General features: G+C 36.2%; 11 protein-coding genes. All 11 read right to left on the bottom strand.

The features are described from left to right. Nucleotides 1-37 precede the first annotated feature (37 nt). On the bottom strand, nt 38-760 hold the full coding sequence (locus AB9L17_RS10595; protein ID WP_068985494.1) for an ABC transporter ATP-binding protein: 723 nt from the start codon (nt 758-760) through the stop codon (nt 38-40). Continuing rightward, the gene (locus AB9L17_RS10590; RefSeq protein ID WP_223555241.1) at nt 760-1,527 is read right to left on the bottom strand and encodes an ABC transporter ATP-binding protein; all 768 of its coding nucleotides are present in this window, start codon (nt 1,525-1,527) and stop codon (nt 760-762) included. Before AB9L17_RS10590 ends, AB9L17_RS10595 begins: the two co-directional genes overlap by 1 nt. 2 nt (nt 1,528-1,529) lie before the next feature. Continuing rightward, a complete protein-coding gene (locus AB9L17_RS10585) occupies nt 1,530-2,570 on the bottom strand; it encodes a branched-chain amino acid ABC transporter permease (RefSeq protein WP_223555240.1) in 1,041 nt (346 codons plus the stop codon). Between the two features lie 16 nt (nt 2,571-2,586). Continuing rightward, nucleotides 2,587-3,459, bottom strand: coding sequence for a branched-chain amino acid ABC transporter permease (locus tag AB9L17_RS10580; protein WP_068985496.1), 873 nt, complete (start codon nt 3,457-3,459; stop codon nt 2,587-2,589). A gap of 324 nt (nt 3,460-3,783) precedes the next feature. Further along, nucleotides 3,784-4,908 carry an IS4 family transposase gene (locus tag AB9L17_RS10575; RefSeq protein WP_375199823.1) on the bottom strand — a complete coding sequence of 375 codons (1,125 nt, stop codon included), beginning with the start codon at nt 4,906-4,908 and terminating at the stop codon, nt 3,784-3,786. Between the two features lie 250 nt (nt 4,909-5,158). Then, entirely contained in the window at nt 5,159-5,569 is a 411-nt protein-coding gene (locus AB9L17_RS10570; RefSeq protein ID WP_068985497.1) for an acyl-CoA thioesterase, read from the bottom strand. Between the two features lie 605 nt (nt 5,570-6,174). After that, a complete protein-coding gene (locus AB9L17_RS10565) occupies nt 6,175-8,358 on the bottom strand; it encodes a helix-turn-helix domain-containing protein (protein WP_375200573.1) in 2,184 nt (727 codons plus the stop codon). Between the two features lie 432 nt (nt 8,359-8,790). Beyond that, the gene (locus AB9L17_RS10560; RefSeq protein ID WP_375200572.1) at nt 8,791-10,617 is read right to left on the bottom strand and encodes an ABC transporter ATP-binding protein; all 1,827 of its coding nucleotides are present in this window, start codon (nt 10,615-10,617) and stop codon (nt 8,791-8,793) included. Beyond that, nucleotides 10,610-12,373 (bottom strand): ABC transporter ATP-binding protein, encoded by a 1,764-nt coding sequence (locus AB9L17_RS10555; RefSeq protein WP_375200571.1) that lies wholly within the window; start codon nt 12,371-12,373, stop codon nt 10,610-10,612. Before AB9L17_RS10555 ends, AB9L17_RS10560 begins: the two co-directional genes overlap by 8 nt. Before the next feature lie 70 nt (nt 12,374-12,443). Next, nucleotides 12,444-12,887: a MarR family winged helix-turn-helix transcriptional regulator gene (locus AB9L17_RS10550; protein ID WP_375200570.1), complete on the bottom strand. Its 444-nt coding sequence runs from the start codon at nt 12,885-12,887 to the stop codon at nt 12,444-12,446. A gap of 661 nt (nt 12,888-13,548) precedes the next feature. Then, nucleotides 13,549-14,124, bottom strand: coding sequence for a phosphoglycerate mutase family protein (locus AB9L17_RS10545; protein WP_375200569.1), 576 nt, complete (start codon nt 14,122-14,124; stop codon nt 13,549-13,551). Between the last annotated feature and the right edge of the window lie 127 nt (nt 14,125-14,251).

The following is a 14,251-nucleotide window of genomic DNA, read 5'->3' as shown; positions in this document are numbered from 1 at the left end:
CACTCCCCCAATTTTTTTGTCAAAACAATTCGTTCACTTACCCTACCTTTATTCCTAGATATGCTGATTTCACTTCGGGATTCGAACTAATTTCTTCATTCGTGCCGTCCATTATGAATTTTCCTTGATCCATTACGTATGCACGATCAGCCACTTTTAACGCTGCTTTAACATTTTGTTCTACTAAAATGACCATTGTTCCCATTTCTTCTTTAATTCGCACTAAAATCTCCAAAATTTCATTCACTATTTTTGGTGCTAAACCCATCGATGGCTCATCTAGGAGAATTATTTTAGGATCAGACATGAGCGCACGTCCAATCGCAAGCATCTGCTGCTCCCCACCACTCAAATTCCCGCCAATCCTATGATAATGTTTTTTCAATCCTGGAAATAACTCCAGCATTCTGTCCAAATTCTCCTCTACATGTTTCCGGTCTTTATAGTATTTCGAGTAAATCCCTAACGTCAGGTTTTCCTTTACGGTGTGTCCTGGAAAAACTTGACGCCCCTCTGGAACAAGACATAAACCTTTCCCAACTATTTTGTGGGCAGGAAGACCACTAATTAACTCATCTTGAAGTATTACTTTTCCTTCGACTGGTGTGTAAAGGCCCGCTAATGTATTTAATAACGTACTTTTCCCTGCGCCATTAGCACCAATAATGGATACAATTTCTCCTTTGTCCACATGAAAGTCGAGCGAATGTAAAATTTGAATCTTCCCGATACGTGAACTAAGACTTTCAACTTTGAACATTAAATTGCCTCCTCTCCTAAATAAGCACTAATTACCTTTTCATTTTTTTGTATTTCATCGGGGGTACCTTCCGCAATCTTCGTCCCGAAATCAAGAACCACAATCCGATCGGCGAGTTGCATAATTGTCGCCATTTTATGCTCTACAAATAAAAATGAATGTCCTTTTTCTTTTAAATCACTAATATATCCTGCCATTGTATTTGTCTCGGCATCATTCAGGCCTGCCATTGGTTCGTCCAACATGATGAGCTGTGGTTTGTAAACAATTGCCCGTGCGAACTCCAACTTCTTTTGCAATCCATAAGATAGTTGTCCAGCTTGTTCATGTAATAGATCACTCATCTCCATCATCGTCAATACTTCATAAGCTGCTTTATATGCATATTCTTCATCTCTTTTTACCGTTGGAAGACGGAATCCAGCACTAAAAACGTTCGTTTTTATATTCACTGAAGTCCCCATCATCACGTTTTCCAAAACCGTCATATTACTGAAAATTTGCAAGTTTTGAAACGTCCTGGAGATCCCAAGGTGAGCCAAATCAAAAATTTTCCTCCCTGATATTTTTTTTCTTTTAAAAAGAACTTCTCCGTCAGTCGGTTGAATGTATGAAGAAATCATATTAAACAATGTCGTTTTCCCCGCTCCATTAGGGCCGATAACAGCTACAATTTCTCCTTCACCGACATGAAAGCTAACATCATTCACCGCTGTCACTCCACCGAACTTTTTTGTTAAACCATTTACTTGGAGTAAATTGCCCATATCTAAACCCCTTTCTCAGAAGCAACATTTTTCTTAATGGTTACATCTTTTTTTATAGAGCTTTTAACAGGTGATATTTTCCTGACGTCTAGTATTCCAACCAAGCCTTTAGGTATGAAGATCATAACAAGTATTATGATTAAACCATAAACTACAATTTCGACTTCACCATTAATATTGAAATACGTATGCCCTACAAAACGAATTACTTCATTTAAAAACATGATCGAAGCCGTTCCGATAATTGCTCCCCAAATGGAATGGACACCACCGACCATCACCATGACAAGAAGTAAAATTGAAAATGAAATGTAAAATGTCGGTGGTGCGATAAAATTAATGTAATGCGCGTACAGACTACCCGCCAATGAAGCATACATAGCACTTAATGCGAAAATAGCTACTTTATATTTTGTTACATTAACGCCTAGTGTCTCCGTTCCAATTTCACTATCATGAATGCTTCGTAATATCCTCCCAACACTCGAACGAATAATATTAGTAGAAAACAAGATAACAACAAAGACAATACTCCAAACAAAGAAGTAGAAGTTCACTTGGTTTCCTAAGTCCAGTCCCAGTAATGATAAATTTGGAATACCGACTAATCCACCAGCTCCCCCTGTATAATCGCTTAGCCCCACCAATAAAATGTATACAATGATGTTAATCGCAATAGTAGCCAATGCCAAAATATGGCCTTTTAGTTTTAGAACTTGCATCCCTATTAAATAAGCAATGATGAACGTCGCGACCATTCCAATTCCCATCGCAACCCATGGTGATACGCTATATTTAACTGTTAAGACACCGGAAACATATGCGCCAATTCCGACAAATGCAGCGTGTCCTATCGAAATTTGCCCTGCGTAACCTATAAGTAAACTTAGACCAATGGTGATGATGCAATAAATCCCGATTAAAATCAAAAGCGTAAATACGTATTGCGAACTTACAACTAGTGGTAATATCAAAATCAATGCAATAAATCCTAAAAAGCTTTTCCAGCGCCTTCCATATAAAATCGTTTCTACTTTCTCCACTATATATCCCCCCCTATTAAACACGTTCTCCAGTTGCCTTTGTAAACAATCCTTGTGGTCTGAAAAATAAAACGAGCAATAAGAAACCAAATGCCAATGCGTCCGTATAATAAGTAGAGATGTACCCGCCCGAAAATGCTTCAATGACGCCCAATAATAATCCGCCTGCAACAGCTCCAGGTATGCTGTGCATTCCGCCGAAAATCATTGCTACAAAACCTTTTATACCGAGAAAAAAGCCCATTTCATAAGTTGCATCTGTCAGTGGGGCAATCATGACACCTGCTATAGCGCCTAATCCAGCAGCAATTGTAAAAGCAATCATAGACATCGTTTTTGTGTTAATCCCCATTAAGCTTGCAGCACGTGGATTTTTTTCACTTGCGCGTAAAGCAGAACCGAGAAATGTTTTTTCAAAAAACCAATAAAGCACTATTAAAAGTGCAAGTAATACTACAAGAATCCATAAACTTTGCGAATTTACGACAGCCCCAAAAAATTCGATTGACTTACTTTCAACTAACGGTGGCAGAGATTTAGGAGATGTTCCCCATATGATCAAACCCATTCCTTTTAAAAAAGTTGAAACACCTAATGTAATAACAACCAACACTATCGGCGTTGCTTTACCAGCAGGATTTATAGCGAATCTTTCAACCGCTAAGCCGATAAAGGCCGTAAGCAAAATCGCAAGTGGAATTGCACCTAAGATTGGGATACCCAAATTGACAAATGTGACACAAGATAATGCTCCAATCATTGCAAATTCTCCTTGCGCCAAATTCAATACCCCTGTAACGTTATAAATTGTGACAAACCCAATAGCTAATAATGCATAAATACTCCCCACAGTTAGTCCAGTAATTAAGTATTGTAAAAACAAATCCATCTGATATAACCCCTTTCGAAATAGCTCTAAATTATTGTCGGTTTTGAACATGATGACAAAAATTACTTTCTTACTATCCGTCCATTTCTCTTTCACTATTAAGTTATTAGTACTACGGTTCCGACAAGACCCCCACAAAAAAGATAACGCTTTCATAAAAATAAAATTAAAGCAATTAGACACTAACGTCGCATGAATTTTAACTGAATTTTCTGTTTTCTAATTCTTCCGTTTTTGAAGAAAATGAAAGACGCTTAAGTAGAGATAGTAAACATCCATTTTTTTACTATAACCTTTGACTAGGGCAACTGCAGTTCAAAATCCTTAGGGTACCGTATTTCCTTCGATTTTTCGAAGCCAAATACGTGCTGGTTTCCATAGTGTTGCTTTTAAGTACCTACTAATTTGTAAATATGTCCGTGAACTGTTTGTGTGAAGCTTTGCTAGCACGTTTAAGCAGTAAACGATCATTGCGATGTATACCTGATTATGCACAGCTTGCTCGCTTTGCCCGTAGAACTTTTTAATGTTCAGATGCTGTTTCATCCATTTGAAAAACAGTTCGATTGCCCAGCGTGACTTATACAGTTCAGCGATCTCATCTGCACTTAAATCAAAACGATTCGTCATCAGATGTAGTTCTTTACCGTTTGGATCCAGTACTTCGATACGGCGAAATACATTTTCAGCGCGATTTTGCGTGTTGCCAATCAGAATCATTTCATCCGATAACACCGATGACTGTTCAGGTACTTCAAATGATTCAACCACACGTGTTACAGCGTTTTTTCGTAAGCGTGAGACAAAGAAAAATCCGTCATCTGTCATGCGATCAAAGCGCTCATAATCTAAGTAACCTCGGTCAAACACGTACATGCACTCCGTGTCATCAATGAGAATTTCAAGCTGACCACGATCATGTTCTTTCGCATTCGTCAACACCGCTTTATCAGGGTAGGAACAACCTTTTTCTAGGTAAACAAGGCGCAAATGTAACTTCACACCTGATTTTGTTTTACGGAATTCAGCCCATCTATGGTTGTTTAAGTTTAATGGCATTGTGCTGGAATCAATGATTTTCAGTGGTGTTGTGGTTTTTCGCCTATGCTCAAAATTCATTTTCTCATGAATTTGCTCGACTAAGTCTAGAAAAATTCGTTGGAAAAACTCAGTTGGCACTTGGGTTAATCGCCGACCTAACTGCGAAAAGCTGATGGACTCTAAATACGTTGCTTTTTGTAAGTCGTCTGATAATAGCGTGTCACTAATAGCACGTAGACTTTCGGTTTCATTCAGTTGCGCAAACAGTAATAATTTCAAGAATGAAGCGATGTGAAGCTTCTTTGTATAGTAATTTAATTGATGAATTTCAACTAATTTCTCCATTTGTGTAGAAGAAATAGGTGAAAACCATTGTTCAAATGATGTTTTTCGTGTAAACTTATCCATGCTTATGTCCTTTATTTTGGATTTGGATGGTTTACTATCACCCAACCATTATAAAGGCTTTTTTTATGCATGGATAATATTGCAGAAAATTCAGTTTTTTGAAATGCGTTGAATTATATTAATGCGACGCTAGTGGCAATTAGACTCTTTTATATTTCCTAATATAGAAGACTCTGAAAAACTCAAACCCTCAACTTTTGTATGATCCGTTTGTCTTCCGCATTAAAAGACTATCTCCATTCCTACCTGATCATATTTTTTGATGTACTGTTAGTTTTTCACGAATATGTTCTGGAATTGCAAATGCTTTTGGTTTCTCTTTAAATGAAGTCCAAGCACGTAATGTGTACCCTTCAGCAATCAATGTCTCTCCACGATAAAATGTATGAGATAATTTAAATACTTTATTGTGAAGCTCGATGACTTCCGTTTTCACATTAACCTCATCTTCGAAAAAAAGTGGCGTCTTAAATTCGCATTTAGAATCTAAAAGTGGCGTCGAAATTTTTTCTATGGATAATAACTCAGATGTTGGATGTCCCAACTCGGCAAAAAATTCATGCATTGCTTCGTCCATCCACCTATAAAAATTTGGAAAAAAAACAATTCCCGCAGCATCCGTATCGCCAAATCTTACTTTAAACGAGTAATCTACAGCCATTTTATCCCCCCTGATTTTGAATAAATCTTGTATCTACAAACAACTTGCATCGATTTTACTCTTTAATCCAATAGTCTTTTTATGCATTAAAACATTTGCAATATTTCACTTTTTTGTAACTATTCTGTAACAATGTAACAATTTTTATTGTTATCGTAATTATATTTTTCAATCATTTTATTTGAAACGTACACTCTGTAGGAATCATTCTATTTTTTTCATCAAAATTGTTAAATAAAAAAATAAACCGACCCATAAAAATCAGGGGGGCAAAAAAAAACCTATACTGCGACAATTAAATCGACTAAACAAAAAATCAAGAAGTGATTCAAAATAGTGAGGAATTTTAAGGGAATGCGAAATCACGCTATAAAATTGAAGCGAAAAATAGTGAGTTCAGAGGCACGGTTATGATGTGGCACCATCTGTGAATCTATTTAGTATGTAAAATGCAAGGGGCCCTGCCATATTGACAGTAAATCTCAAAAGAATTATGACTTTAATGAAGATGACGGTGTAAAAAATATGAAAAGGAAAAAAGGCAATTCGTTCGGTTTTGAACGAATTGCCTTTTTTTGATTTAGCTCACACTTACAAGGGCCACATTAAAAGATCTGTCGATTTAAATCGTATAGTTTGATTGCCATCATTAAGTTAAAACGTGTCTCTGAATCATTTAAATCTATTTCCAGTAGACTCTCAATCTTTTCTAAACGGTAAAGTAACGAGCTTCGATGTATAAATAACTCATCAGAGGTACCTTTTGCATTGCCGTTATTCTGCAAGTAAGTGCTGAGTGTTTGAAGCAGATCAACATTCTTTTTATCTGTAAAATCAAGCAATATGCCCAACTGACTTTTAATGAATGTAGTGACAACTGAAGAGTTTAGATCATGCAGGATTGTGTATGATCCTATTTCTTCAAACAATGAATAGCCCTTAGATTTAAATCGGCTTTTAACGACATTTAATACTTGCAATGATTGTTCGTAACTATTGAAATACTCATTCATATTTTCTACCTTACTCCCAATGCCTAAGTAAACTTCACACTTTATCATACTTTTGGATACTGCTTTTCTTACTCTTTTGTAAAAATCCGCCCAAAACTGTTTACGATTTTTTTCATCCTCTATCGGCACAATGAATAAATAGTGTTCACTCAATGTAGCCATTAAAATTTTCTTCGATTTCAGCGTAATTCCTTCATTAATGTAATCCCATACAATCGATTTTTTTACTGTTTGCTCAAATAAATTCAGTCCAGCTACTTCAGATTCAGCCAAGTCGATTGACAAATTTGCTACACGATGAGGCTTAAAAATATCCCATTGAAAAAGATTTGCATATTGCAAAATACTTTGGTCATCCTCAATATTTTTCACAAGTAATTTACTCATCAATGTATCTTTCGCCTGTTTATCGGCATCCAACACAAGTTTCTGCTTGATGAACTGAATGGAACAAATATTTCTTGAAAGTTCCACAGTCAATTGATCAAATTCATCTAAATCTCCATTATTTATGCAAATTGCCAGATAGCCCAATAGCGCATTCACACCATTGATTGGCGAAATCAAAAAGGGAGGCCCGCCTTGTTCCAATATTTTAAACGTCCCTGTCCTTATACGCTCATTTTCCAATACCTCTCTCAACTTACCAATATCCCCTAATTCACTTTCTTCAATTTTGTATGATATAGGATGGAAAAAACGATCTAATAAAATCACTGAACCACAATATAATTCAGCTAACATTTTCGTTACACCGTGAAAATCATCAGTGACAACCGTTTCTTTCACAAGAGCTTGCTGATAATCGAGGAGGATTTGTAAACGTTTACGATTATCTTTCTCTAAATTGTAAAGTAGCGCATTTTTGAGCAAAATCGCTATATGATCACTTAATAATTTCAGTGTATTTACATCGTCTTCTGAAAATAGGAGATTGCCATTCTTATTTCCTACTTGCAGAACACCGATTGTTTTCAAATCTACGATAATCGGGATTGTTATTTGATGCCCACCCGATTTTTCGATGAATGGAAAATACTCTTTAAATGTATTTTTATGATCCACTATAATCTTTTCATCGAAATCTTTAATACCAAATATAGGGACTTGTAAATCAAAACAATTTTCTTTTTCATTAAATAAATAGATACAGGCAGATTGTGCATTTGTCCCTAGTCCAGCTTGGGTAGTAAATTCATTTATATTCTCCTTGAGTGACTGATTAATTGATAAGTTTCGACTAATCCACTCAATTCCCTCAATTTTTCTTAATTGCTGGTCCTTACGTCTTGCCAAAGAAATCGCAATCGCAACATCTTTACCGAACTCATCAAATATTTTATCCATTTCAAGCAAAGGTACATAGGTAAAAAATCCGATAATACAATATCCAAATCGATGTACATCATCTGTAAGAGGCACTGTAAACCATGTTTTTACACCCGTTTCTTTTAACTTAGCCATTAATAGACAGTCTTCCTGTTTGTTCGTTTCTTTACTATGTAAACTTTGCTCAAGTATTAGCGGTGAGCATTTTTCTATTTCCATAGGAAAAACATGACTAAACTCATTCGCATTTCCACCCCATGCTTTCGGTACGAATTCATCAACATCCGCCAAAATCACACCAACAAAATCACAATATAGCTCTGATTTAAATGACTCTATTAAATAATGAATCGCTTCTTCTTCCGTCCCCATTTTAATCAATTGCCTCGATGTCATTCGCAAATGATGTTCAAGTCTATTTATAATCTTTTCTTTATTCGCCCCCATGTATAAGTTCCCCCTTCATGTCTAAAAGCATATTTGTAATTAACTATTCGACATGAGAAGTGGTACTACCTTTTTTGATACGCCGCTTCTAGTTGAATGGGTTATACTAGAAAAATAGACCATTGCAACAAAAAAGAACGTTCGTTCGGAAACTTTGACTATTAACTAAGAGCCGTTAGCTGTCATCGTCAGCGTTTTAACATACGTTTTTCATTACCGTTCAAATAGCGTTGAACAGCTTGTCGTTTTTCTTCTGCAGTAAATTTAGACAAAAAAACTGCAACTCCAATTGTTAGATGGTGTGTCTAATAATGGGGGTGCAGTTCATAGGAAAACGAGGTACTTTTTATAAATCTCTATTATTAACGATCAATCTTTTTTACAAAACTACTCTCTCCCTAGTAACTGGAAGCGAGTATATGGGCCTTGATTTTAAGAAGCATCTTCAAACTGACTATTATATAGATCCGCATAGAATCCTTTTTCTGCAATCAGCTCTTCATGATTACCGCTTTCAATAATGTCTCCGTCTTTCATAACTAAAATTAAATCGGCGTTTTTAATTGTTGAAAGTCTATGCGCAATGACAAATGATGTTCGGCCCACCATCAATTTATCCATTGCTTTTTGAATAAGTGCTTCTGTACGCGTATCAACGGAACTAGTAGCCTCATCTAAAATAAGCAACGGTGCTTTTTTAACCATAGCTCTTGCAATGGTAATAAGCTGTTTCTGTCCGACAGATAAACTTGTATTATCGTTTAATACTGTATCATAACTTTTCGGCAACGTTCTAATAAAGTGGTGCAAACCTACCGCCTTACAAGCTGCAACTACTTCTTCGTCGGTTACATGATCTTTGTTATAAATGATATTTTCCTTAATGGTACCTTCGAATAGCCAAGTATCTTGCAGCACCATGCAAAATAAATCGTGTACATTTTTACGAGTAATCGACTTAGTCGGTACGTCCTCAATCAAGATTTCTCCACTATCTACTTCATAGAAACGCATGAGAAGATTAACAAGCGTTGTTTTCCCAGCTCCAGTAGGCCCAACAATTGCCACCTTTTGACCAGCTTTTATCTGTGCAGAGAAATCTTTAATAATAAGTTTTTCTTTTGTATATCCGAACTTCACGTTTTCAAATTTCACATTACCTTTAACATCTTTAGCATCTAAAATGGCTTTCTTATCACTTTCATCTTTAAGCTCCTCTTCTTGTAAGAACTCAAATACACGTTCGCTCGCTGCGGCTGTTGACTGCAAGCTTGTTGCTGCCTGTGCTAACTGAGACAACGGCTGCGTAAATAAGCGGATATAAACCATAAATGAAACAATAACACCAAATGTAATAGAACCTTTCACTGTTAGTGCGGCACCTACTACACAAACAACAACATAACCTAAATTTCCAATAAAAATCATAAGAGGCATCATCATGCCCGACATAAACTGTGCTCGCCAAGCGCTATTAAATAGACTTTCATTGATTTCATTAAATTCTTGCTTGGCTACTTTTTCACCGTTATAAACTTTCATAACACTATGCCCTGAATAGATTTCTTCAATATGGCCATTTATTCTACCAAGGTCTTGCTGCTGACGAACGAAGTACTTGCGAGATTTGGATATAATAAAGGTCATGAATACAAATCCAATGAAAGTTGCAGCAATGGCAGAAAGAGCCATCGTAACATTAATATAGAACATCATTATCAAAGATCCAAAGAACATTACTGCCGCTGATACTAACGAACCGATACTTTGGTTTAGAGACTGTCCAATCATATCCACATCATTCGTGACACGGCTTAACACATCGCCGTTGGTTGTAGAATCAAAGTATTTCAACGGTAATCTATCGATTTTGTTCGAGATATCTGTCCGTAATCTTTTGGAAACTCTCTGCGTAATCGTAGCCATAATAAACGCTTGAATATAATTGAAGATAAAACTCAACCCATACAAAATAGCAAGGAACAGACCAATTTTTCCGATAGCCGTAATATCAATCTCACCAGCCATGCCTTCCATTATCAAATCGGTGATCTCACTAAGTTTATTGGGTCCAATAATCGTAAAAATTGTTCCTACAACTGCTAATACAAGTGCAAAGATAATCGCTGGCAAATAAGGTTTACAATAGGCAATCAACTTCCCCCAAGGCTTTTTAAAATTCTTTGGCTTTTCTCCAGGAGCCATCATATGACCTGGACCACCTGGACCTTTTCGAGGCTTATTTTGTGTATTAGTCATTTTCCAACTCCTCCTTCGATAGCTGCGAATAAGCAATTTCCTGATAAGTGTTACAAGTTTTCAATAATTCACTATGTTTTCCCATACCAACAATTTTACCTTCATCAAGAACAATAATTTTATCAGCATCTTTAATTGTTCCAATTCGCTGTGCCACTATTAAAGAGGTTGCACCTTTTGTCTCTTTTTTCAATGTAGAACGAAGTTGACGGTCCGTTTTATAATCTAAGGCAGAGAACGAATCATCAAAAATAAAGATTTCAGGATTTCTATTAACTGCCCTTGCAATCGAAATACGCTGTTTCTGTCCTCCCGAAAGATTTGTACCACCTTGGGCGATCGCCGCTTCATATTCGCCTTCCATTGTCTCCACAAATTCCTTACCTTGGGCAATTTCCACTGCTTTTTTGATTCCTTCATCTGTTGAAGGGATCTGGCCGTTTTCACCGTAGGCAACATTAGATTTTACCGTACCTGAAAATAATACAGCTTTTTGAGAAACGTAGCCCAGCTTATTATAAAGAGATTCTTGTGCATATTCTTTTACATTAATACCGTCGACTAATACCTCTCCCTCCGTAGCATCGTAAAATCTTGGGATTAAATTAATTAACGTACTCTTACCACTACCCGTAGAACCGATAAAAGCAACAGTTTCGCCTTTATGTGCTGTAAAACTAATATCCTTTAAAACATAGTCTTCTGCATCAGGATATTTAAAACTAACATTACGTAGTTCGATTTCACCTTCGATTCCTTTAGGCGACGATTTTATGACTCCATCAATAATTGTCTGAGGTGTATTTAGTACTTCATTAATACGTGCTGCAGATACTGCTGCTCTCGGTAGCAAAATGAATGTCATTGATAATAGCATAAATGCCATAACTACCTGCATTGCATAAGATGAAAATACGACCATATCACTAAACTTACCGATTCTGTCCATACCCGCTGCATTATTAATTACATGCGCTCCAATCCAATAGATTGCAAGAGTTAAACCTGACATAATCAGACCCATCCCCGGCTGCATAAGGGCCATAAGGCGGTTCACAAAAAGGTTTGTATCTGTTAAGTTTTTATTTACTTGTTCAAATTTTTCTTCCTGATACCCTTGTGCGTTATAAGCATGAACAACACGAATACCAGTTAAACCTTCTCTTGTTACTCGGTTAAGATTATCTGTCAGTTTTTGAACGACTTTAAATTTCGGTAGCACAAAGATGATTAGGTTACCTATCAAAATAAGTAAAACAATGACAGCTACTCCTGTTGCCGCTGACCACTCCCAACTTTTCCCCATAATCTTCAAAATAGCCCACGTTGCAAGGATAGGAGCCTTGATCATAACTTGAAGACCCATTGCAACGGTTTGCTGTATTTGCGTAATATCATTTGTAGAACGAGTAATAAGACTTGCGATTGAAAAACCATTAATCTCCTCCATAGAGAAAGATAAAGTTTTGTCAAATACTCCTTTTCGCAATTCCTTTGAAAGAGACGTTGCTACCTTTGCCGCAAAATAACCAACAATGACAGCCAATATCATACTGCCAAGGGCACATAAAAGCATCTTCCCTCCAGCTGACCATATCTCGCTCGTTTTACTGCCCTCTGTTTGGACAAGTGTCGTAATTTTAGACATATAATCCGGCAACTTCAAATCTAGCCAAACTTGCCCTACAATGAACACAATGCTGGCAACGATTAACGTCCATTCTTTTGGTTTTAAGTATTTAAATATTTTCAACATGTTTGCAGTCCTCCTTATTTAGTTAGCGTGCTAACTATATAGTAATAAAAACATCAAAATAGCATCTTCTTCAAGATTCAATATTCTCTTTCATAGCATCCATCACTTCAAAAAAAACTTCAAGTTTCTCTTCAGGGATACCTGTTAGTAATCTTCGTTCAAGTATTGCTCTACGAGTTTCGATGCCGTCATGTATTCTCAGCGCTTCTTCTGTTAAGACAATTTTTTTTAGTCTTGTATCGTAAGGAACTGATTGCCTTGTAATCAAACCATTACTTTCCATGGATTTTAGTACTCTAGACGCTGTTGATTTACGAATAGAAAATGCTCTTTCAAAATCCTTTTGAAACACATCTTTATCTTGGTTTTTGTAAAGATAACTAATTGTCCAACCGTGCATGGCAGTAAGGTTATCTTTTTCAGGTAATGTAGTACATGTGGTTTGATCCAATTGTCTTCTCATTAAAAGAGACAATGTACGCAACTCTAATCCAACCGATCTCCTTTTACTCAATTTTTCTACCTCCAAAATGTTAACGTCTAAACAATAGTATTTAAAAATAGCATCCTCCACAAATGGCGTATTTAACTCAAGACATAACAAATATTTCGTAAAGATGTTTATGTCCTTAGGTGAAAATAGGTCACTTACAGACGTATTAATTTTGCCATATTGTTTGCAAAAAATGCAACAATAAAACCAAACCACTTACTGGTTATAAAAATAAGTGGTTTTGCTTTGAAATAAAGTATGCTTATAAATGTCAAAATAATAAAGTACATAGTGTTAGTCTAAGCCTGAGTACGTGAATAAAGGACAGCTTGGCATAGAATTATTCGCGCGCCAGACCCCCGCTATAGTTATAACGGATTACCGAAAATACTAGAAACAAATATAAGTCTTATAGCAGTTGGCAGGTTGTGTCCTAGTATCAATTCTTTAGGGAGTTATGAGTCTTCGTTGGGGGATTATGATGCTAGGAAGCGCCAATGGACAATGGTATGACGAACCGACACCCGCAGAAGAATAGAAATCAGACTAGTTTTATCCGTACTATTGATAGAATAGCTGAAGATGAAATGAAAGCAATAAATGGAGTTAAGCTTCTAGCTACGTATGAGATTATTATAAAAAAGTTTGATCAATGAGATGAGCCTTAAGGCACCCCGTCAATTTAACAAGTAATTTGAAACCATCCTGTTTCTGATGGGAAATCTTTTCTGGATAAATTATGACCTGAAATTAATTGACGATACGAAGTCATGGTACCATCGTGGGAAACAATATATATCTTTTCTTTTTGTAACAGCTTGCAATTAATAATAAATTCTTCTGCAATTTTTATGAATTTATTTTCAGGCATAACATTTATTCCATCTGACCATAAATCTAGGGGGACATTAATATCAATTTCGAAAGTTGGAAAATCTTTTTGGATTATTTCTAAATCAAGTATTTGATCACAAGGCAATGTGCTTTTATCATGTAATAAAGGAAACAGCCGTGGTGAAACGAAAGGACTTACAATCTTACGACAATCTATATTTTCACTCCAAATAAATGCTGTTCGCAGAGTTCTTCTAGTAGGACTTATGATTATAATATCATCATTAGTTAAAGGGAATTGATTTCTTAACAGTTTTGCTTGCTTCTCCCCTTTAGGTGTTAATGATGGGTCTTTAATCTGTAAGCTTTTTGGCATATCTAATGTATGTTCACCTTGACCGTGACGAATAAATACTAGATCCATCTAATCACCACTCCTCATATTTGAATATCTTTCTTCAAATAACCTACGTACATTAATGGAATAAAAAACCTCAGCTATATTATCTTGAGCAAATGCATGGCGACCTTTTTTAAAACGTCGCAACTTT

Origin of the sequence: Lysinibacillus sp. RS11 (genome assembly GCF_042019215.1) — a bacterium.
Classification (GTDB): domain Bacteria; phylum Bacillota; class Bacilli; order Bacillales_A; family Planococcaceae; genus Lysinibacillus; species Lysinibacillus xylanilyticus_A.
The sequence above is the reverse complement of the archived record's forward strand: the minus strand, read 5'-3'. Positions and strand labels throughout refer to the sequence as shown.